17 protein-coding genes are annotated in these 21,396 nt (G+C 74.7%); 8 read left to right on the top strand and 9 right to left on the bottom strand.

Annotated elements, in window-relative coordinates; all coding sequences use genetic code 11:
- The first annotated feature begins 98 nt into the window (after positions 1-98).
- From cobT to cobM, 3 genes are read left to right on the top strand one after another with little or no spacing between them, the layout of a single operon-like run.
- Positions 99-1,892 carry a nicotinate-nucleotide--dimethylbenzimidazole phosphoribosyltransferase gene (cobT, locus tag AB0J24_RS02150; RefSeq protein ID WP_358674025.1) on the top strand — a complete coding sequence of 598 codons (1,794 nt, stop codon included), beginning with the start codon at positions 99-101 and terminating at the stop codon, positions 1,890-1,892.
- Positions 1,885-3,126, top strand: a complete 1,242-nt coding sequence (gene cbiE / locus AB0J24_RS02145) for a precorrin-6y C5,15-methyltransferase (decarboxylating) subunit CbiE (RefSeq protein ID WP_358674022.1) — start codon at positions 1,885-1,887, stop codon at positions 3,124-3,126. The genes cobT and cbiE overlap by 8 nt, the downstream gene beginning before the upstream one ends.
- Positions 3,123-3,878 carry a precorrin-4 C(11)-methyltransferase gene (gene cobM, locus AB0J24_RS02140; RefSeq protein WP_358674019.1) on the top strand — a complete coding sequence of 252 codons (756 nt, stop codon included), beginning with the start codon at positions 3,123-3,125 and terminating at the stop codon, positions 3,876-3,878. The genes cbiE and cobM overlap by 4 nt, the downstream gene beginning before the upstream one ends.
- A gap of 38 nt (positions 3,879-3,916) precedes the next feature.
- On the opposite strand, the gene AB0J24_RS02135 is transcribed toward cobM, so the two are convergent.
- The 6 genes from AB0J24_RS02135 to galK form a co-directional block, all read right to left on the bottom strand.
- Positions 3,917-4,834 carry a LysR family transcriptional regulator gene (locus tag AB0J24_RS02135; protein WP_358674016.1) on the bottom strand — a complete coding sequence of 306 codons (918 nt, stop codon included), beginning with the start codon at positions 4,832-4,834 and terminating at the stop codon, positions 3,917-3,919.
- Positions 4,835-4,986: 152 nt separating this feature from the next.
- Positions 4,987-5,931: an MBL fold metallo-hydrolase gene (locus AB0J24_RS02130; RefSeq protein WP_358674014.1), complete on the bottom strand. Its 945-nt coding sequence runs from the start codon at positions 5,929-5,931 to the stop codon at positions 4,987-4,989.
- Between the two features lie 112 nt (positions 5,932-6,043).
- On the bottom strand, positions 6,044-7,324 hold the full coding sequence (locus AB0J24_RS02125; RefSeq protein WP_358674011.1) for an LLM class flavin-dependent oxidoreductase: 1,281 nt from the start codon (positions 7,322-7,324) through the stop codon (positions 6,044-6,046).
- 21 nt (positions 7,325-7,345) lie between these two features.
- A complete protein-coding gene (locus tag AB0J24_RS02120) occupies positions 7,346-8,275 on the bottom strand; it encodes a fumarylacetoacetate hydrolase family protein (protein ID WP_358674008.1) in 930 nt (309 codons plus the stop codon).
- Positions 8,276-8,460: 185 nt separating this feature from the next.
- Positions 8,461-9,975, bottom strand: coding sequence for a glucose-6-phosphate dehydrogenase (gene zwf / locus AB0J24_RS02115; RefSeq protein ID WP_358674005.1), 1,515 nt, complete (start codon positions 9,973-9,975; stop codon positions 8,461-8,463).
- A 79-nt stretch (positions 9,976-10,054) separates the two neighbouring features.
- Positions 10,055-11,158, bottom strand: a complete 1,104-nt coding sequence (gene galK / locus AB0J24_RS02110) for a galactokinase (protein WP_358674002.1) — start codon at positions 11,156-11,158, stop codon at positions 10,055-10,057.
- An 84-nt stretch (positions 11,159-11,242) separates the two neighbouring features.
- On the opposite strand from galK, the gene AB0J24_RS02105 reads away from it, so the two are divergent.
- On the top strand, positions 11,243-11,974 hold the full coding sequence (locus AB0J24_RS02105) for a GNAT family N-acetyltransferase (protein ID WP_358673999.1): 732 nt from the start codon (positions 11,243-11,245) through the stop codon (positions 11,972-11,974).
- Here the strand turns inward: AB0J24_RS02105 and AB0J24_RS02100 are convergent.
- Positions 11,964-13,181, bottom strand: a complete 1,218-nt coding sequence (locus AB0J24_RS02100; RefSeq protein ID WP_358673997.1) for an ROK family transcriptional regulator — start codon at positions 13,179-13,181, stop codon at positions 11,964-11,966. The genes AB0J24_RS02105 and AB0J24_RS02100 overlap by 11 nt on opposite strands.
- 155 nt (positions 13,182-13,336) lie before the next feature.
- On the opposite strand from AB0J24_RS02100, the gene edd reads away from it, so the two are divergent.
- A complete protein-coding gene (edd, locus tag AB0J24_RS02095) occupies positions 13,337-15,190 on the top strand; it encodes a phosphogluconate dehydratase (RefSeq protein ID WP_358673994.1) in 1,854 nt (617 codons plus the stop codon).
- Positions 15,191-15,215: 25 nt separating this feature from the next.
- The gene (gene eda, locus AB0J24_RS02090; RefSeq protein ID WP_358673992.1) at positions 15,216-15,833 is read left to right on the top strand and encodes a bifunctional 4-hydroxy-2-oxoglutarate aldolase/2-dehydro-3-deoxy-phosphogluconate aldolase; all 618 of its coding nucleotides are present in this window, start codon (positions 15,216-15,218) and stop codon (positions 15,831-15,833) included.
- A 46-nt stretch (positions 15,834-15,879) separates the two neighbouring features.
- Here the strand turns inward: eda and AB0J24_RS02085 are convergent, their stop codons facing one another.
- Both AB0J24_RS02085 and AB0J24_RS02080 read right to left on the bottom strand, forming a co-directional pair.
- Entirely contained in the window at positions 15,880-16,107 is a 228-nt protein-coding gene (locus AB0J24_RS02085) for a hypothetical protein (protein WP_358673989.1), read from the bottom strand.
- Positions 16,104-16,292 carry a hypothetical protein gene (locus tag AB0J24_RS02080; RefSeq protein ID WP_358673986.1) on the bottom strand — a complete coding sequence of 63 codons (189 nt, stop codon included), beginning with the start codon at positions 16,290-16,292 and terminating at the stop codon, positions 16,104-16,106. The genes AB0J24_RS02085 and AB0J24_RS02080 overlap by 4 nt, the downstream gene beginning before the upstream one ends.
- A 241-nt stretch (positions 16,293-16,533) precedes the next feature.
- Here AB0J24_RS02080 and AB0J24_RS02075 point away from each other — a divergent pair, with 241 nt between their 5' ends.
- Together AB0J24_RS02075 and AB0J24_RS02070 are read left to right on the top strand one after the other, a co-directional pair.
- Positions 16,534-17,772, top strand: a complete 1,239-nt coding sequence (locus AB0J24_RS02075) for a DNA repair exonuclease (protein WP_358673983.1) — start codon at positions 16,534-16,536, stop codon at positions 17,770-17,772.
- The gene (locus AB0J24_RS02070) at positions 17,769-21,395 is read left to right on the top strand and encodes an AAA family ATPase (protein ID WP_358673980.1); all 3,627 of its coding nucleotides are present in this window, start codon (positions 17,769-17,771) and stop codon (positions 21,393-21,395) included. The genes AB0J24_RS02075 and AB0J24_RS02070 overlap by 4 nt, the downstream gene beginning before the upstream one ends.
- Position 21,396: the final 1 nt, after the last annotated feature.

Genomic DNA, 21,396 nt, shown 5'->3' with positions numbered 1-21,396 from the left:
GTGACCTGCCCGACCGGCCCGCCCGGTCCGGTTGACCCCCCGATGTGCCGTGTGGTCGGCTCGTTCGCCGCTGTGGGTCGATCATCGGGAGGTCACGGGTGCAGGGCGACTTCTACGACGTGCTGCACTCCCGCCGCGACGTCCGTACCGGGTTCCGCTCCGACCCGGTCGACGACGCGCTGCTCACCCGGGTCCTGGAGGCCGCGCACGCCGCCCCGAGCGTGGGGTTCTCCCAGCCGTGGGACTTCGTGCTGGTCCGCGACGCCGGTGTGCGGGAGCGGGTGCACGCCCTGGTCGCCGAGCACCGCGAGCGTTACGCGGCCTCGCTGCCCGGGGCACGGGCGGAGGCGTTGCGCGCCATCCGCATCGAGGCGATCCGGGAGACGCCGCTGAACATCGCCGTCACCGCCGACCCGACCCGCGGCGGCCGGCACACCCTGGGCAGGCACGACCGGCCCGAGATGGGGCCCTACTCGGCGGCGCTGGCCGTGCAGAACCTGTGGCTGGCCGCCCGCGCCGAGGGCCTCGGCGTCGGCTGGGTCAGCTTCTTCGACGACGCGGGGCTGGCCGCCGTGCACGAGCTGCTCGGCCTGCCCGGCCACGTGCAGCTCGTCGCCTACCTCTGCGTGGGGCACGTCGAGGCGTTCCCGGCCCGGCCCGAGCTGGAGAGCCACGGATGGGCCCGGCGCCGCCCGCTGGACTGGGCGGTGCACCAGGAGACCTGGGGGGCGCGCGGACTGCCCGGGGCAGCCCCGGCCGCGCTGCTCGGGTCCACCGTCTCCGCGATCGGCCCGGTCGACGCCGCCGCCCGGGCCGCCGCCCGGGACCGGCTGGACCGGATGACGATGCCGCGCGGCGCACTCGGCCGGGTCGAGGACGTCGCCGTCACCCTGGCCGGGATCGCCGGACAGCCGGTGCCGCCGGTGCCCGCGCCGGCCGCGGTCGCGGTGTTCGCCGCCGACCACGGGGTGCACGCCCGCGGGGTGACGCCGTGGCCGCAGGAGGTCACCGCGCAGATGGTCGCGAACTTCCTCCACGGCGGTGCGGTGGTCAACGCGTTCGCCCGCCAGCTCGGGGTCGAGGTGCAGGTCGTCGACGTCGGGGTCGCCGCCGAGCTGGACCCGGTGCCCGGGCTGCTGCCGCGCAAGGTCGCCCGCGGCACCGCCGACATGACCGCCGGACCCGCGATGACCCGCGAGCAGGCCCGCGCGGCGGTCGAGCACGGCATCGAGGTGGCCCGCGACCTCGTGGCCGCCGGGAACCGCTGCCTGCTGACCGGTGACATGGGCATCGCCAACACCACCGCCGCGGCCGCGCTGATCTGTGCCTTCACCGGCGCCGACCCGGCGGAGGTGACCGGGCGCGGCACCGGTGTCGACGACGACACCCTGGCCCGCAAGACGGCCGTCGTCCGGGAGGCGCTGGAGCGCCACCGGCCGGACCCGGCCGACCCGCTCGGGGTGCTGGCCGCGGTCGGCGGCTTCGAGCACGCCGGGCTCGCCGGGCTGGTCCTGGGCGCCGCCGCGTTGCGGGTGCCGGTGCTGCTCGACGGGGTCTCCGCCGGTGCGGCGGCACTCGCCGCCGCCGCGTTCGCGCCGGACGTCACCGGTTACTGCCTGGCCGGGCACCGCTCCGCCGAGCCGGGTGGCACGACCGCGCTGCAGCACATGGGTCTGACACCGCTGCTGGAGCTGGACATGCGGCTCGGCGAGGGCACCGGGGCGCTGCTCGCACTCCCGGTGCTGCAGGGCGCCGCCCGGGCGATGGCCGACGTCGCGACGTTCGACAGCGCCGGTGTCACCGACAAGACCGCTGGCGGGGCCACATCGACCACAGGCCCCGGCCCCGCCGACCCGACCGGCGGACCGGTCACGGCCGCGACCGATGGGTGATCCGCCGGTCACCGTCGTCGGGATCGGGGCGGACGGCTGGGCCGGGCTCGCCGAGCCCTCCCGCGACGCACTGCGCGATGCCGAGGTGCTCCTCGGCGGGCCCCGTCAGCTGGACCTGCTGCCCGCTGACGTCGTCGCGGGGGAGCGGCGGCCCTGGCCGTCACCGCTGGTCCCTGCCCTGCCCGGGATCCTCGACGAGCTCACCGGTCGCCGGGTGGCGGTGCTCGCCTCCGGCGACCCGATGTTCTTCGGGATCGGTGCGACGCTCGCCCGGATCACCGGGCCGGAGCGGTTGCGGGTGCTGCCGCACCCGTCGTCGGTGGCGCTGGCCTGCGCCCGGCTCGGCTGGGGGTCCGAGCACGTCCGGGTGCTCAGCGTCGTCGGCCGCCCGCTCGACGCACTGCGCCGGGCGCTGGCGCCGGGAGCTCGGCTGATCGTGCTCTCCGCCGGAGCCGGGTCACCGGCCGGGATCGCCGCCCTGCTCACCGGCGCGGGCTGGGGCCGGTCGCCGCTCACCGTGCTGGAGCGCCTGGGTGCCGCCGACGAGCGGATCGTCGCCGGCACCGCCGCCGGATGGCGCGGCGGGGCGGACCCGCTCAACGTCGTCGCCGTCGAGTGCGTCCCCGACGACGGCCTGCGCCCTCTCGGCGAGACCCCCGGCCTGCCCGACGACGCCTACAGCCACGACGGCCAGCTCACCAAGCGCGACGTCCGCGCCGTGACCCTGGCCCGGCTCGCGCCGCGGGCGGGGGAGCTGCTGTGGGACGTCGGCGCCGGCAGCGGATCGATCGGGATCGAGTGGATGCGTGCACACCCGGCCTGCCGGGCGATCGCCGTCGAACCGCGACCGGATCGTGCCGAGCGGGTCGCGCGCAACGCCGCAACGCTCGGCGTCCCCGGACTGCAGGTGGTGACCGGCCGTGCGCCCGAGGCGCTGGCCGATCTGCCGGAGCCGGACGTGATCTTCGTCGGTGGCGGCCTCACCCGCGACGGCGTGTTCGACGCCTGTCTGCGTGCGCTGCGCCGCCGCGGCCGGCTGGTCGCCAACGCGGTGACCGTGCAGACCGAGGCGCTGCTGGCCGCCGCGCACGCCGAGCACGGCGGTGAGCTGGTGCGGGTGCAGGTCGCCCTGGCCGAACCGATCGGCCGGGCGGCCGGCGGGTCGGGCTTCCACGGCTGGCGACCGTCGATGCCGGTCACGATCTGGACGTACGAGAAGGGGGACGAGCCGTGACGGTGCACTTCATCGGGGCCGGGCCGGGCGCGGTGGACCTGCTGACGCTGCGGGCCAGGGACCTGATCGCGGCCGCGCCGGTCTGCCTGTACGCGGGCAGCCTGGTGCCGCCGGAGATGCTGGACATCTGCCCGCCCGGTGCCCGCACCGTCGACACCGCGCTGATGACCCTCGACGAGATCATCGACGAGATGGTCCGGGCGCACCGGCACGGCCTCGACGTCGCCCGGCTCGCCTCCGGGGACCCGTCGGTGTTCTCCGCGATGGCCGAGCAGATGCGTCGCCTGGAGGCCGAGGGCGTGCCCTACGACGTGTGTCCCGGCGTCCCCGCCTATGCCGCCGCGGCCGCCGCACTGGGCCGGGAGCTGACCGTCCCGACGGTCGCGCAGACCGTCACCCTCACCCGGGTCGCGGCCCGGGCGACCCCGATGCCGCCGGCCGAGGACCTGGCCTCGCTCGGCCGGGCGGGCGGCACCGTGGTGCTGCACCTGGCGGTGCACCGGATCGACGAGGCCGTCGACGCCCTCGCCCCCGCCTACGGCGACGACTGCCCCGCGGCGGTCGTCGCGCACGCCTCCCGCGCCCACGAGGTGGTGCTGCGCGGCACACTGCGGGGGATGCCGAAGGCCGTGCGGGAAGCGGGCATCGAGCGCACCGCAGTGATCATCGTCGGGGAGGCGCTCGCCGCCCGGCACTTCCCGGACTCGCATCTGTACTCGGCCGACCGCTGCCGCAGCACCCCGCAGGGCTGACCGGGCTCCCCGGTGTCCCGGCGGGACACCCCGGCGACTCACGGAGTGTCGGTCAGCCACCGCTCCTCGCGGGCGACGGCGTGCACCACGTCCAGGAACAGCCGAAGGGTCGTGTTCGCCGGCTCCCGCCAGCAGACGGTGAGCGGTACCGACGGGGCCGGGTCCAGCTCCCGCCAGACGAACCCGTCGGTCAACGGCTGGGACCGGAACCCGACCGAGAACGCCCGCCCGGAGGCGATCTCCATCCGGGCGACCGTGTCGCCGAACCAGGTGTCACGGGTGTGGTTCTCGTACTCCCGCACCGGCCCGGTGTACCCGGCCGCCCGGAACGCCTCGCACACGGCGTCGAAGTAGCCGGGGGACATCGCCCGCGGCCAGATCGTCAGGTAGGTGTCGCCCAGCCGGTCGATCCGGACCACCGGCCGCCGGCCCAGGGGATGCCCGTCGCCCAGGACGATGCCCAGCGGCTCCTGCCGGACCACGGCCGTCGCGAGGTCACCGGTGCCCGCACGGGTACGGATGAAGCACACGTCCAGGCGTCCCGACCGAACCCCCTCGACCGACTCGGGCTGCCACATCTCGGCCGTGCGGAGAGTGATCGTCGGGTACTCACGGTGCATCCGGTTCGCCCCCGCGGGGAGCGCCTCCGGGGCGACCGTCGGGGTGTAGGCGATCGAGAGCCCGCCCTCCTGCCCTGCCCGGCGGGTCCGTTCGAACGCGGCGTCCAGGGACTCCAGCAGCGGAGCGACCTCGGCGAGCAGCAGCTCACCGGCGGCCGTCAGCTCGACGCGACGGGTGGTGCGCACGAACAGGTCGGTGCCGAGGCTCTTCTCGAGTCGCTGGATCTGGGTGCTGAGGGCCTGCTGGGCGAGGTGCATCCGCTCCGCCGCCCGGGTGAAGTTCAGCTCCCGGGCGACCGCGACGAACGCCCGCAGATGACGCAGCTCAACCTGCACGCCGGCCGCCCCCGGGTGCACCGCGAGCGCCCACCTGCCCCTCCTCGTCGAGGTTCGTGCCCGGGGCCGACGGGCACCGGGGAGGACCGCCGGGTGACGTTACCGCACCGGATCGCCCACCCGGTGCCCGTCGACCGTGGCGGCGCCGCAGATCAGGCCAGGCAGCGCAGCGGGCGACCACCGTTGTACTCGACCATCTCGGCGACGATCCCGTGGTAGTCGAGCGGCTGGCCGAGCGGCTCGCCGCGCAGCTCGGAGTAGGCCCGGTGCAGGTTCCCGACGATCCGTTCCGGGTCGGTCAGCCGGGCGAAGGGCCCGAGGTCGGTGGCCCTGGCCAGCTCCAGCGGCTCCTTCCCGGCCCGGAAGCCCTCGGCGGCGACCTCCTGGACGAAACGGAGATAGGCGAGCTGGTCCTGGATCGACTCCGGCCCGGTCAGCTCACCGTGCCCGGGCACGACCGTCTCGGGCTCCAGTGCGGCGAGTTCGCCGAGGGCCTCGATCAACCCCTGGATCGAGCCCATCACCACGAACGGTGTCCCGCCGTGGAAGACGAGGTCCGCGGCGTAGAGCAGCCGCCGCTCCGGCACCCAGACGAACACGTCGTTGGAGGTGTGCGCCGGCCCGACGTGCCGGGCGATCGCCCGGACGTCGCCGCACCAGATGCTGATCGAGTCCTCGAACGTCAACGTGGGCGGGGAGACCCGCAGGTCGCCCCACTCGACCCCGGGGAACCAGTTGGTCACCTCGAACTCGTCGGCGAGGACGGCCTCGCGGCACCGCTCGCTGCTGACCACGGTCGCACCGGGGAACAGGTAGTTGCCGTAGACGTGGTCGCCGTGGTGGTGGGTGTTCAGCACCGTGCGGACCGGGAGGTCCGAGAGCTCGCGGACGGCGTCGCGCAGCAACCGCCCCCGGTCGGCGGTGAACGCGGTGTCGATGACGACGACACCGTCGTCGCCGACGAAGACCCCGGCGTTGTTGAGCCCCCAGCTGCCGTCGAGCTGGATGAACGCGTGGAACCCGCCACCGAGCGCGACCATCTTCGGGGCGGGGAGATCGGCGCGGTGCTCGACGTGGCCGGGCGTGGTGTCGGTCATGGTTCTGCTCTCCGGTCGACGGCCGCGAGCCGGCGCCCGCCCGGTCGGGCGGGCGCCGGTCCGGCGCGGGTGGTGGCGGCCGGGTACCCCCGGTGGGACGGACGCCGGTGGATCAGACGGTGGCGGCGCTCGCCGTCCGCGGCGCGGCGTCCAGATCGAACTCGGGCATGACCTCGTTCGCGAAGAGCTCCAGCATCGGCAGCCCCTCCTCGGGCGGGATCATCCCCCAGTGGAACAGCCAGACGAAGTAGTCGATCGGCATCTTCTGCAGGAACCCGGCGACCTGACGCTTGACGTCGTCGACCGTGCCGCCGATCAGCAGACCGCTGTTGATCAGCCGGTCCGCGAGGTGCTCACCGGGCTTGGGGACCGGCCCCTCCTCACCGTCGAGGCGCGCGCCCTCCATGAAGCCGAACTGGGCGTACCAGCCCTGCCACACCGGTGCCTCGTACAGCTCGACGCTGCGCCGGATGCGGGCCCGGACCTCGTCCTCGGGAGTGCCGTTCGGGTAGACGTAGAAGGTGCGGCACACCCCGATGCCCTCGCCGAAGGCGGGGCTCCGGCCGCGCGAGTTCGCGCCCTCGAGGTAGATCTCCATCAGCTGGCGCAGCTTCTCGTGCGAGCCCATCAGGATCGTCGGCGTCACGTTCTCCTCGCCGCACCAGCGCAGCGTGCCCGGGCTGGCACCGAAGGCCTGGAACAGCTGCGGGTGCGGTGAGGTGTAGGGCTTGGGAATGGCACTGAGCCCCTGCAGGGTGCCGTTCTCGTCGACCTCCCCGGGGACGCCGTAGGGCCGGGTGATCGTCTCCGCCGGGGGCCAGTTCTTGATCCCCTCGAAGGGGAACGGGACCTGGTAGGTAGGGCCGTTGTACCGGAGCAGGTCGTTCTCCCAGGCCATCTTCATGATCGTGAAGTTCTCGGAGAACAGCAGTCGGTTGCGCTGGTCGGCCTCGCTCTGGTCGGAGGCCGTCGAGGTCACCCCGTACTTCTGGCAGAGCACGTTCTGCCAGCGGGCCTGGTAGCCGCGCGCCATGCCGACGAACAGGCGGCCCTGCATCATGTGGTCGGCGAGCGCGATCTCCTCGGCGAGGCGGACCGGGTCGTGCGCCGGGAGGACCAGGCCGAGCTGCCCGTGCCTGAGCCGCCGGGTGAAGTGCGAGAGGTAGATGTTGAGCATCAGCGGCGACGGGGAGACCTCCATGCCCTCCGAGTGGCCGTGGTGCTCGACGTGGGTCAGACCCCAGTAGCCGAGGTCGTCCGCGGCCTTCGCGACGTCCACCAGCCCGGCCAGCATGTCCTGCCAGGCCTGGTTGTTGCGGCCGATCGGGCGCAGCTCGGCCATCTTGTCCTCGGCACCGAGCGTGGGATACACCTGCAGGATCACTTTGGTCATCGTCGACTCCTCGGGGTGATGTCAGGCGCCGTTCGCCGGCGCGGCGGGGCGCAGGATGCTGGGGATCCCGGCTCCGGGTCCGGGCGGCGGGTTCTTCGGGCCGACGACGTTGCGCAGCACGCCGATGCCGTCGACCTCGAGCTCGACGGTGTCCCCCGGCCGGATCCACCGGTCCAGTTCGAGCCCGCATCCGCGGGCCACCGTGCCACTGCCGAGCACGTCACCGGGCTGCAGCGGTTGCTCCTGGGAGAGGTGGGAGATCACCTCGGGGAAGCTGAACCGCATCCCGCCGAGCGTGCCCTCCGACCACACCTCACCGTTGACGCGTGCCCGCATGCGGGCCGTGGTGACGTCGAACTCGTCCGGGGTGACCAGGCAGGGGCCCAACGAGGTCGCGAAGTCCTTGGACAGGCCCACACCCAGTCCGACGCTCATCTCGCGCATCTGGATGTCGCGGGCGCTCCAGTCGTTGAAGACGGTGAACCCCGCGATGCACTCGGCGGCCTCGCCGACGTCGACGCGGAAGGCACGGCGCCCGATGACCGCACCGAGCTCCAGCTCGAAGTCGAGTTTGTCGGTGTAGTACGGCCACGGCACCGTCGCCTCCGGACCGATGACGGTGTCGCAGTTGCCCTTCCAGTAGACCGGGATGCGGTACCACTCGGCGGGGACCTCGCCGAGGCTCCCCTTCACGTGTTCCTCGACGAGCATGAAGTCCCGCATCGAGTTCGGTCGGGGCAACGGCGCTCGGAGTGCGACGTCGCCGAGCCGGTGCTCACCGGAGAACCCGCTCGGGCCGAGGGCTCTCAGCTGCGCGAGGCCGTCGTCCTCACGCAGCCGGCCGAGCAGGCTGCCCGGCACCTCGCGGACCGTGTCACCGTCGAGGATCCCGAACCGGGTCGGTCGGGGCCCGCCGGGTCCGGGCCGGGTCTGGAAGGTCACGAACTTCATCGGTCGATCCGCTCCTGGTGGTCGCCGCCGGGCGGCGGTGACGGACGACCATCAGGTTAGGAACCGGGCCGGTGATGTGACCAACAGCATGATCGGGCCGTTTCACCACGTCGCGTGGTGGATCACGTCGCGCGCCGCCCGGGGCTGCGCCGGCCCGGTGCGCTGCCCGTTCAGTAGTTGCCCGTTCAGTAGTCCTCGTGCCAGGCCCGGCCGTCGCGCTCGACCAGCGCGGTGGCCGAGGCCGGGCCGTTGCTCCCCGCCGAGTACGGCCGCGGGCGCTGGTCGGTGGACGCCCAGGTGCGCAGGATGGGCTCCGCCCAGGTCCAGGCGGCCTCGATCTCGTCGCGCCGCATGAACAGGGTCGGGTTGCCGCGCAGCACGTCCATCAGCAACCGCTCGTAGGCGTCGGGCAACCGGTCGCCGAAGGTGCGGGCGAACGACAGGTCCAGCGGCGCGGGGATCGGCCGGATCCCACCGGGACCGGGCTGCTTGGCGGTCATGTGCAGCCGCACGCCCTCGTCCGGTTGCAGGCGAAGCACGAGCCGGTTCGCCGGGAGCTCCTCGCCGAACGCCGGGAAGATCGAGTGCGGGACCGGCTTGAACTGCACCACGATCTCCGACGCGTGGGTGGCCAGGCGTTTGCCGGTGCGCAGGTAGAACGGCACGCCGGCCCAGCGCCAGTTGGCGACCTCGGCGCGCAGTGCGACGAAGGTCTCGGTCGTGGACCGCTCCCGCTCGCGCGGCGTCGCGGCCCGCGACTCGGCCAGCTCGGTGGCGTAGCCGGGTACCGCGGCACCGTCGACCAGGCCCTCGGTGTACTGCCCACGCACGGTGTCCCGGACGACGTCGGGCCCGTCGAGGGGCTTCAGCGACTGCAGCACCTTCAGCTTCTCGTCGCGCACGCCCTCGCCGTCGATCCGGGCGGGCGGCTCCATCGCCACCAGGCAGAGCAGCTGCAGAAGGTGGTTCTGCACCATGTCGCGCAGCGCACCGGAACCGTCGTAGTAGTCGGCCCGGTTCCCGACGCCGATCGACTCGGCCACGGTGATCTGCACGTGGTCGATCTGGCCCGCGTTCCACATCGGCTCGAACAGCGAGTTGCCGAAGCGCAGGACCAGCAGGTTCTGCACGGTCTCCTTGCCGAGGTAGTGGTCGATCCGGAAGATCTGCTCCTCGGCGAACACCGAGCCGACCTCGTCGTTGATCGCGCGTGCCGACGCGAGGTCGTGGCCCAGTGGCTTCTCCAGCACCACCCGGGTGCGGTCGTCGACGATGCCGGCCTGCGCGCTGCCCACGCAGATCCGGCCGAACAGCTGCGGTGCCGACGCCAGGTACAGCACCCGGATCCGGCGGTCCTGCGGGCCGAGCAGGTCGGCGAGCGTGGACCAGTCGTCCTCGGCGACGTCGAGCGTCACGTGGTGCAGCCGCCCGAGGAAGCGCTCGTGCACCGCGTCGTCGGTGCACACGTCGGCACCGGCCCAGCGGGGTGCGGTCTCCCGCAGCTCGGCGTCGACCTTGTCGCGGTAGCCGGCGTCGTCGAGTCCGGATCGTGACACCGCGACGATCCGGGTGCCCACGGCCAGCTGGTCGTCGCGGTCGCGCAGGTAGAGCGCCGGCAGGAGCTTGCGCATGGCCAGATCGCCGGTTCCGCCGAACACGACGATGTCGGCGGGGTCCATGACGGGGTGTGGATGCGGCACGAGCCGTCTCCTCGATCGATCGGGAACAGAGGTGCCTGTCCTTCAGCACTGTACCGAGTCCGATCGGCTCTTCAAAAGCCTAACTGGAGAGCCGTCCGGCCCCTTCGCACGGCCGTCCGGGGAACACCACCGGCGCCGCCCAGCCGCGCGCGGCGTAGGCCGAACGCACCGCCGAGATCACCGGGCCGACGCGGTCCGTGTCGCACAACGCGATGACGCACCCGCCGAAACCGCCGCCGGTCATCCGCGCGCCGACCGCTCCGCCCGCTCGGGCCGCCTCGACCGCCACGTCCACGTGCGGGACGGTGATCTCGAAGTCGTCGCGCATCGAGACGTGCGAGGCGTCCAGCAGCGGCCCGATCTCCCGCGGGTCGGCGCCCGCCGAGAGGATCGCCGCGACCTCGCGTACCCGGTCGTTCTCGGTGATCACGTGCCGGGCCCGGCGCCGGATCCGGTCGTCGGCCAGCGACGCCAGGTCCGCCGGGCCCGCATCGCGCAGCGCGGGCACGCCGAGCGCGGCCGCCGCCGCCTCGCAGTCGGCCCGCCGGGCGCCGTACTCGCCGCCGGCGTGCGCGTGCGGCGCCCGCGAGTCGATCACCAGCAGCTCCAGTCCGTGCGCCGGCGGATCGAACACCACCAGCTCCACGGTGTCGTCGCGGGTGTCGAGGAAGACCAGCCGGCCGGGCCTGCCGTGCACGGACGCCATCTGGTCCATCCCGCCGGTGGGCGCCCCGACGAACACGTTCTCCGCCCGCCGGGCGATCCGGGCCAGCTCGGTCGGGCCGACCCGCACCCCGGCCAGCCCGGCCAGGGCCATCCCGACCGCACACTCCACCGCCGCCGACGACGACAGTCCCGCCCCGACCGGCACGTCCGAGTCGAGGCGCAGATCGACCTCGGCGACCGGGTACCCGGCCTCCCGGAACGCCCAGCACATCCCGGCCACGTACGCCGCCCAGCCGGTCACCTCGCCGGGGGTCACCGTCGACGCCGAAAAGGCGATGACGCCGTCCTGCTGCGCCGACCATACCCGGCTCGGCCCGCCGTCCGCCACGGACGCGGTGACCACGGCCCGGTGCGGCAGCGCGAACGGCAGCACGAAGCCGTCGTTGTAGTCGGTGTGCTCGCCGATCAGGTTGACCCGCCCGGGGGCGAACCATGCTCCGGACCCGGCGGTGCTCACGGTGCTCCTCGGCCGCAGGCGTTCCGATACGGCGAGCCGCGCCCCGCGGGGCCGGGCCGCCGGAGCCCGGGGCAGGATCGCAGCGTGCACGCCGATCTCGCCGCCGCCCTGCGCAACCCGGTCCCGGACACCCTCACCGGCAGGCTGCGCGAGTTCGGCTCGGTACGCGGACGCGCGGCCCGCTTCGACCCGGACGTCTCCCCGTTCGGTGGGATGCCGCTCGACCCCACCGCCGACGACTGGTCCGATCTCGCGGCGCTCTGCGGGCCGGGCAACCAGGTCGTCCTCGTCCGCGCCGGGGACGGGCCGCCGCAGCTCCCGGCCGGCTGGCGGCTGGAACGGGCGTTCCCGGGTGTCCAGATGGACGGCTCCGCCGCGCCCGGCGAACCCGACGACGACGCGATCGAGCTCGGCCCGGCCGACCGGACCGAGATGGCGGAGCTGACCGCGCGCACCGAGCCCGGCCCGTGGCTGGCGCGCACCGCCGAGCTCGGCCGGTTCGTCGGCATCCGGCACGACGGCAGGCTGGTCGCGATGGCGGGGGAGCGGATGCGCCTGGGCGGGCCCGGTGCGGCGGGCGCGACCGAGATCAGCGCCGTGTGCACCGACCCGGAGTTCCGCGGCAAGGGCCTCGCCGGCCGGTTGGTCCGCGCCGTCGTCGCGGGGATCGTGGCGCGCGGGGAACGCCCGCTGCTGCACGCGTCCGCGGTGAACACCGGCGCCGTCCGGCTGTACCGGAACATGGGGTTCGTCGTGTCCCGCGAGATGCGCTTCGACCTGCTGCGGACCCCGGAGCCGCCGCCGGTCAACCGCTGACCGGCCGGCCCGCCGCGCGGCCGGCCGTGCTCACCGCGCGATCCACCGCGGCCGCCGAGAGCACCTCGTCGAGCACCAGGATCGCGCAGCCGATCACGCCGCTGCGCCCGCTCAGCAGTCCGGGCTCGATCCGCAGGTTCTGCGTCGCGGTCGCCATCGAGCGCCGGTAGATCGCCTCGCGGACACCGGCGACCAGCGGGTCGAACGCCCCCACCAGGTCACCGCCGATCGCTACCAGCGCCGGGTTCACCAGGTTCACCGCGGCGGCCAGCACCTCGCCGAGCCTGCGACCGGCGATCCGGACCAGCCGGACGGCGTCCGGGTCGCCCTGTTTCACCAGCGCGACCACGTCGGCGATCGAGGCGACCTCACCGTCCGGGCGGCCGACCGACAGGTCGCGCACCAGCGCCCGGCCCGACGCCAGCACCTCCAGGCAGTCGATGTTGCCGCAGCCGCAGCCGATCCCCGGGCCGTCGTGCACCGGGATGTGCCCGATCTCGCCGGCCGCCCCCCAGGCACCGCGCTGCAGGAACCCGCCGGACACCAGCCCGGCCCCGACCCCGGAGCCGATCTTCACCATCAGCAGGTCGGCGACGTCGGGGTGCGCGGCGTGCTCGGCGAGCGCCATGACGTTCACGTCGTTGTCCACCCGGACCGGCACTGCGAAGCGTTCGGTCAGCAGCGGCGGGAGCGGGATGCGCTCCCAGCCCGGCAGCGAGGGGACGCCCACCGACCAGCCGTTGCGGTCGTCGACGGTGCCCGGGATGGAGAGTCCGAGGCCACGGATCCCGGACTCCTCGGCACCGGCGTCGCCGAGCAGCTTCTCCAGGGTGGCGACGGCGTCGCCGAGCAACCGGTACGGGCCGACCGAGGCGGGCAGGTCGATCACCGCCTCCGCCAGGACCTCACCGGTCAGGTCGCACACCGCCGCCTTGCTCCGGCTGACACCGACCGACAGCGCGAGCACGGTGCCGCCCGCGGCGTTGAACTCGAGCCGCGCGGCGGGCCGGCCACCGGTGGCGGCGGCCCCGACGACCTCGGTGACGAGACCGTCGGCGAGCAGCCGGTCGACCCGGGCCGCCACCGCGGTCCGGGACAGCCCGGTCTCCCGGCCGATCTCGGTCCGGGTCGCGGCGATGCCGTCCCGGACCAGCCGGAAGATCTCGCCCGCGGTGGCGGGCGCGCTGGTCGGGGTGCGTCCTCGCATTCATCCAGTCAACCACAGGGCTTTGAACTGGCAAAACGCCAATCGGCTGACACTAACGTCTTGTAAGTACCTAATTCTCTCGTTAGAGTACGAATTGCGGGCATGCTCCGCCCGGTCCTCCACCGTGCCCACCACCTCCAGGAGATGGACGCATCGTGACCGTCACCCCGGATCTGCACCCGGTCCTCGACCAGGTGACCCGGCGGGTGGTCGCCCGATCGGCGACCACCCGAGCCGCCTACCTCGAGCGCATCCGCGCCGCTCGCCGAGCCGCGCCGGCCGGCCCCGGCCGGGAGAGCCTCGGCTGCGCGAACCTGGCGCACGGTGCCGCGGCCTGCGGCCCCGACAAGCTGACCCTCACCGCCACCCCGGCCCGCAATCTGGGGATCGTCACCGCCTACAACGACATGCTCTCCGCGCACCAGCCGTTCGAGGGCTACCCGGAGCTGATCCGCGACGCGGCTCGCGGGGCCGGTGGCGTCGCCCAGGTCGCCGGTGGCGTGCCGGCGATGTGCGACGGCATCACCCAGGGCCGCGCCGGGATGGAGCTGTCGTTGTTCTCCCGCGACGTCATCGCGATGTCCACCGCGGTCGCCCTGAGCCACGACATGTTCGACGCCGCGGTGCTGCTCGGCGTCTGCGACAAGATCGTGCCCGGGCTGGTGATGGGCGCGCTGTCGTTCGGGCACCTCCCGGTGCTGCTGGTCCCGGCCGGGCCGATGCCCTCGGGTCTGCCGAACAAGGAGAAGGCCAGGGTCCGGCAGGCGTTCGCGGCGGGCGAGGTCGGCCGCGACGAGCTCCTGGAGGCCGAGTCCCGGAGCTACCACGGCCCCGGTACCTGCACCTTCTTCGGCACCGCGAACTCCAACCAGCTGCTCATGGAGGTCATGGGCCTGCACCTGCCGGGCTCGTCGTTCGTCAATCCCGGCACCCCGCTCCGGGACGCGCTGACCGTCGAGGCCGCGCGCCGCGCGCTCGCGGCCGCCGACGACCCGGACCGGGCGATGGGCGAGATCGTCGACGAGCGGGCGGTGCTCAACGGCATCGTCGCGCTGCTCGCCACCGGTGGCTCGACCAACCACACCATGCACCTGGTCGCGATGGCCGCGGCCGCAGGCGTCCGGATCACCTGGGACGACTTCTCCGACCTGTCCTCGGTCGTGCCGCTGCTCGCCCGGATCTACCCCAACGGGCACGCCGACGTGAACCACTTCCAGGCCGCCGGCGGGATGTCGCTGTTGGTGCGCGAGCTGCTGGGGGCCGGGCTGCTGCACGACGACGTCCGGACGGTCGACGGTCCCGGGCTGCGCCGCTACACCCGCGAGCCGTTCCTCGACGGCTCCGGGGAGGCCGCGGACCTCGTCTGGCGGGAGGGCCCCACCGAGAGCCTGGACAAGTCGGTGCTGCGCGGCGTCGGTGACCCGTTCTCGCCGGACGGCGGCCTGCGCGTCCTGCACGGCAATCTCGGGCGCTCGGTCGTCAAGACCTCCGCCGTCGAGCCGGACCACCGGTTCGTCGAGGCGCCGGCGGTCGTGTTCGACGACCAGGACGACCTGCTCGCGGCCTACCGGGCCGGTGAGCTGGACGGGCGGGACTTCGTCGCCGTCGTGCGGCACCAGGGTCCGCGGGCCAACGGGATGCCCGAGCTGCACAAGCTCACGCCTGCGCTCGGCGTGCTGCAGGACCGTGGGCAGCGAATCGCGGTCGTCACCGACGGCCGGATGTCCGGTGCGTCCGGCAAGGTCCCCGCGGCCCTGCACGTCACCCCCGAGGCGGCCTGTGGCGGCCCGCTGCAGAAGGTGCGCGACGGTGACCCGATCCGGGTCGACACCCTGAACGGCACACTGTCCCTGCTGGTGGACGCCGACGAGTTCGACGCCCGCGAGCCCGCCCGCCCGGCCGGTCCGTCCGGGCCGGCCTTCGGCACCGGGCGGGAGCTGTTCGGCGTGTTCCGCGCCGCCGTCGGACCGGCCGACGAGGGCGCCGTGGTCGCGGCACCGGGACTCTGAGAGCAACCGGATCCTGAGAGGAACCATGAGCGAGAAGCTGCTGGAGCTGGCCCCCGTCGTCCCGGTCGTCGTGCTGGAGGACGCCGGATCGGCCGTCCCGCTGGCCCGCACCCTGGTCGAGGGCGGCCTGCCGGTGATCGAGGTGACCCTGCGGACCCCGGCCGCAGCCGAGGCGGTCCGCCGGATCGCCGCCGAGGTGCCGGACGCCGTCGTCGGGACCGGCACCGTCCGCACACCCGGCGACGTGCGGCTCTCCGTCGACGCCGGGGCGCGCTTCCTGGTCAGCCCGGGGGCCACCCCGCGGCTGCTCGACGCCATGGAGGACTCCGGGCTCGACCTGCTGCCGGGCACCTCGTCGATCTCGGAGATGCTGGCCGTCGCCGAGCGCGGGCACACCGCGATGAAGTTCTTCCCGGCCGAGGCCGCCGGCGGACGAGCGTTCCTCACCGCCGTCGCCGGCCCGCTGCCCGACCTGCGGTTCTGCCCGACCGGCGGGATCACCGCCGACCGGGCGCCCGGTTACCTGGCGTTGCCGAACGTGTCCTGCGTCGGCGGCTCCTGGATCTCTCCGCCGGATCTGGTGGCGGCCGGGGACTGGGACCGGATCCGCGCGCTCGCGGCCGACGCGGCCGCGCTGGGCTGAGGCCGGGCTCGCCGGTCCGCGGCGGGCGGGACCGGGCCGGGTCCGCTCAGCGGTGGTCGGCGCGGGCGGCGGCGTGCCGGACGGCGGCCGGGGACAGCCCGCGCCGGCCGGTGTCCCAGTCACCGGTGTCCGGTGCCACGCAGGGCAGGGCGTGCACGAACGTGCGCACCGGGGCGCCGTGTGCCGCGACGCCGCCGGGGGTGGTCATCCGGAGCGGTTCGACGGTGCGGTCGATCGGGTTCCAGCACCGCTCGCAGATCAGGTCCCGGGTCATGCCGCGCGGTCCTGGGGCTCGGGACGCCACTCGCCGCCGGCCGCGGCGCAGGGTGCTGTGTGCACCACCGCGTCACGCCAGGTGATGCGGCCGGCGGAGTCGGCATGGTCGATGTGCGAGAGCCGGTAGTGGCCCTCGCTGTCGGGATCGATCGAGGCGTAGCACCGCTCGCAGAGCAGGATCATCGTTCGGCCCTCGGGGAGCTGTCGGAGTCGGGTTCCCCCATCCTCACTCAGGGTACCCTTACTCTACACCCGGATGTGGCGGGCGCCGCTGTGTGTCCTCAGGCACCTGAGCTGCGACTTCACCCCGTTTCGGGGACGCGCCGGGTCACGTCACCGTCGCTGTCGGTGCCCTCTCCTACACTCGGCGCGCCCCTCGACGAGCACCCCGGGCGAGACCGGGCCGGGACAGGACGGAGCAGCCATGCGCCTGGTGCACGCCGCCGACCTGCACCTGGACAGTCCGCTGCGCGGGCTGGCCCGGCTCGGTGACTCCGAGCTGGCCGGTACGCTGCGCGCCGCGACCCGCCGGGCCTGCGAGATCCTGGTCGATGCCGCCGTGGACCACCGGGCCGACGCGCTGCTGCTCGCCGGCGACGTCTACGACGGCGACTGGAAGGACTACGCCACCGGCGCCTTCTTCGTCCGGCAGCTGTCCCGGCTGCACGACGAGGGCATCCCGGTTTTCCTGATCAACGGCAACCACGACGCGGAGTCCGAGATCACCCGGTCGCTGCGCCTGCCCCCGAACACCCGCCGACTGTCCGTGGAGCGGCCCGAGACGGTCGTGCTCGACGATCTCGGCCTGGCGGTACACGGTCAGGGCTTCGCCCGGCGCGCCGTCCTGGAGAACCTGGTGCCCGCCTATCCGGACCGGATACCCGGCCTGGTCAACGTCGGCATGCTGCACACCTCGGTACAGGGTGACGACCGGCACGACACCTACGCGCCGTGCCGCCCGGAGGACCTGTCGGGCTGCGGGTACGAGTACTTCGCGCTCGGGCACGTGCACGAGCGGCGCACGGTGTGCGACGGGGCGCACAAGGCCGCCTTCTCCGGGAACCTGCAGGGCCGCCACCCGCAGGAGCGGGGTCCGAAGGGCGCCCTGCTCGTGGATGTCGATGCGGGCGGTGTGGCGTCGGTCGAGCCGCTCGTGCTGGACGTGGCGCGCTGGGAACTCGTCGAGGTGGACATCACCGGCCTGGCCGGTGCCGACGAGGTGTTCGACGCGGCCGCTGCGGCACTGCGCGAGCGTTGCGTGCAGGCCGCGCCCCGCACCGTCGTCGCGCAGGTGACCCTGCACGGCGCCGGCCCGGCCGCGGCCGCGCTCACCGAGACCGAACGGGTGCGGGCCGAGCTGGACCTCGCCGCCGGGCAGGCCGGCGCGGTACTGGAGAAGATCCGCAACCGCACCCGGCCGCCGTCCGATGCGCTCGCCGTCGACCCCGAACTCACCGCGGCGGTGTCCGCGGCCGCCACCGGGCTGGCCGGTGACCCGGAGCGGATCCGGGAGCTGGCCGCCCCGCTGGACCGCGAGGTCGGGCGCAGGCTGCGCGAGGCGGGCCTGCTCGACCTGCGTGACGACGCCCGGCTGGCCGAGCTGGCCCGCCACGCCGAGCAGCAACTGCTGGCCAGGATGGCCGGGGCGGGGGGCGACCGGTGAGGCTGCGGACCCTGGTCCTGGAGCGCTACGGCGCCTACGAGGGCCGGGAGCTGGAGCTCGGCCCGGGCCTGACCCTCGTCTCCGGTCCGAACGAGGCCGGCAAGACCACCCTGCTCGACGCGCTGTCCGACCTGCTCTGGGGCATGCCCCGCCCGGTCCGGCACGGGTACGCGTTCAGCCCGGCCCGGCTCGCCGTGTCCGCGCTGGTCGACGGACCCGACGGTGAGCAGCTGCTGCGTCGCACGACCCGCGGCCTGCACCGGGTTCCCGGGGCCCCGGCGAGCCCGGCCGAGATCGCCGTCGACGCGCCGTGGGGGCCCGGCGGGGCCGAGGCCCGCCGGCGCTGGCGGGAGGGCTTCGGACTCGGCCACGAGCAGCTGCGCGAGGGCGGACGCAAGCTGTGCGCAGGCGGTGGGGACCTCGCCGAGCTGGTGTTCACCGCCCGCAGCGGGCGCGACGCGCGCGCCTTGGTCGCCGCCCTCGACGCGGAGGCGGACGCGCTGTTCAAGGAGCACCGCGGCAACCGCTCGGTGGCCGTGCGGACCGCGTTCGCCCGGTTCACCGAGACCGAGCAGCTGGCGACCGAACGCACGTCGCGGGCGGGCGAGGTCACCGCCGTCGCCGAGGAGATCGCCCGGCTGGAGCGTCGTGCCGCGGAGCTGACCCGGGCCCGGCGGTCCGCGGCCGACGGAGCCGACCGGGTCCGGCAGGCGCTCCGCGCCCGGGAACCGGCCTGCGAGCTGGCCGCGCTGCGCGCCGAGCGGGCGGCGCAGTGCGCGACCGGTGCCGCGCTCGGCGCGGAGGCGCTCGCCGAGTACACCCGGGCGACGGCGGACCGGGCCGCCGCCGAACAGCAGCGCGACGACCACCGTGAGCGGGCCGACGAGCTGCGGGCCGCCCGGGCTGAGCTGGACCTCGACGAGGACCTGCTGGCCGACGCGAGCCGGGTGCGCGAGCTAGAGTCCGCGGCCCAGGCCCGCCGCGCCGACGCCGAGCGGGCGGCCCGGCTGCGGGCCGATGCCGCGGAGGCGCACCGGCGGGCGGAGTCGGCGCTGGCCGGGCTGGTCGCCGACGATGGCCGCAGCGCGGGGGAGCGGCTCGCCGAGGTGCACCTGCCCGCGGACCGGGCGCGTGATCTCGACGAGATCGCCCGCAGGTTGCACGACGCTGTCGTCGAGGCCGACCGCGCGGAGCGGGTGTACGCCGAGGCGCTGGCCGAGGTGCGTGAGGCGGCGGACGTGCCGGGTGGGCTGGATCCCGACCGGGTCGGCCGGGTCGCCGAGGTCCGACGGGCCATCGAGGCCGACGGGTCCGCGACGGCGCTCTGCCGGGCAGCGGTCGTCGAACGCGACGCCGCGCGCGCCCGGTGTTCGGACGCGCTCGTCGCGGCCGGATACCGTGGCCCCGGTTCCGAGGGGTCCGGTTCAGCGGGGCCCGGTTCCCAGGGGCCCGGTGACACGATCGCGGTCCTCGCCCCGCCGGTACGGGAGGTCCGATCGGCCCGCACGGCGCTGCGCGCGGCGGAGCAGGAGCTGCGGGCGGCCGAGCGGGTGGCCGCCGACGCGGCCGAGCGCGAGCACCGGGCCCGCACCGCCCGTGACGGTGTGGTGGCCCGGGGGCGTCCGGTCGGGCCCGATGCGCTGGCCGCGGCGCGTGCCGAACGCGACGAGGCGGTGGCCGGGCTGCTGGCCGCCGACGACCGCGCGGCATCGACGGCGGCCGGTCGGGTCGCGGCCGCGGTGGCGGCGGCCGACCGCGTCGCCGACGACATGATCGCCTCCGCGGACCGGGTCGCCGAGCTCGCCCAGAAGGAGTCGGAGCTCGCCGCCGCGGCGGTCGCGCTGACCGAGGCAGGTACGGCGGTCGAGCGGGCCCGCGAGCAGGGCGACGCGGCCTCGTCGGCGTGGGCGACGCTGTGGCGGTCGCACGGTGTCGCGGTCCCCGAGCCGGACGACGCCGACGCCGTGGTCGCGGCGCTCACCGAGGCGGCCCGCGCGCACGACGAGGTGGCCCGCGCCGACGAGCGGCTGGCCCGGCTGCGCGACCAGGCCCACGAGCAGGAACGCGCGCTCGCCTCCGCGTTGGCCGCCGCCGGGCGTCCGCGCGACGGGGCGCCGCTGGACGTCCTGCTGCTCGCCGCCGAGGACCTGGCGGTCGAGGCGGGGCACGCCAGGGACCGCCAGGTGCTGCTGGCCCGGTTGCGCAGCGAGGCCGAGCGGGCCGGTGGCGCCGCCGACGCCGCACGGCACGACCGGGAGCTCGCGAGTCAGCGCTGGCGGTTCGCGCTGCGCGGCGCCGGGCTGCCGACCGATCTGGAACCGTCCGGCTGGGGCACCCGGCGCGACACGGTCGCCGACGCCCAGCAGGCCGGTGCGCTGGCCCGGCAGGACGAGCAGGAGGCCACCCGTCTGGAGCGGGCGGTGAACGCACACCGCCGGGCGGTCACGGCACTGGTCGAACGCCACCTGGACCGGGCCCCGACCGGCACCGCGCCCGCCGACCGGCTCGGCGAGCTGGCCGACCGGGTCCGCGAGGTCACCAAGGCCGCGGTGTCGGCGGGGCATCTCGACGACGGCATCCTCGTAGCGGAGGAGGCGGCGGCCCGGGCCGCCCGCGACGTCGCGGCCGCGGGGGCGGTGCTCGACCGGCTCGCCGTCGAGCTGGCGTTGACCGAGGCGATGGAACCGGGCGGGCTGGAGGCCGCTGCCGAGCGCGGTGCGGTGGTGGCGGAGCTGGACGGCCGGATCGCCGAGCAGTCCAGGCTGCTCGCCGCCGCCGCACCGGACCTCGACCCCGACGAGCTGGTGGCGTCCGCGGCCGATCCGGGTGCGGAACCGCCCACCGGCGCCGGCGGGGTGAGCCTGAGCGCCGATCCGGGTGCGCTGGCGGAGGCGTTGGAGCGGGCCGAGGCGCACGAGCGGGAACTGGGCGCCGAACAGGACGAGGTGCGCGAGCAGCTGGGTGGCCTGCGTGCCCGGCGCCGAGAGCTGGAGGACGCCGAGGGTGCGGCCGAGCTGCACGCCCGCGCACAGGAGGAGCTGGCCGGGGTCGCCGACGCGGCCGAGCGCTATCTGGTGCTGCACCTGCAGCGCGAGATCCTGCGACGCGAGCTGGACGCCTACGAGCGCAGCCACGCCTCCCCGCTGCTGGTCCGGGCCGGTGCCCTGTTGGAACGGCTGACCGGTGGCCGGTTCGTGGCGCTGCGCCCGCCGTCCGAACCGGTGTCCGGTGCGCGGACACTGGTCGCGGTGCGCGCCGACGGTGAGGAGCTGACCCCGCCGACCCTGTCCGAGGGCACCGCGGACCAGGTCCACCTGGCGCTGCGGCTGGCCGGGATCGAACAGCTGCAGGCAGACCGCGTCGCGGCGGGCCTGCCGCCGGTTCCGGTGGTGCTCGACGACGTGCTGATGACCTTCGACGACGAGCGCGCCCCGGCCGCGATCCGGGTGCTCGCCGAACTCGCCGGCTCCGCCCAGGTGCTGCTGTTCACCCATCACGAGCACCTGGTGGGGCTGGCCCGCGGGACCGGTGTCGAGTTCGCCGTCGCCGAGCTCGGCCCGCCGTCGCGGATCGAACCGGCGCTCGACGCCGGTTCCGCGCGCGCCACCCCGCTCGCGGGCTGAT

The organism is Pseudonocardia sp. NPDC049635 (genome assembly GCF_040659795.1).
GTDB lineage: Bacteria > Actinomycetota > Actinomycetes > Mycobacteriales > Pseudonocardiaceae > Pseudonocardia.
The sequence above is the reverse complement of the archived record's forward strand: the minus strand, read 5'-3'. Positions and strand labels throughout refer to the sequence as shown.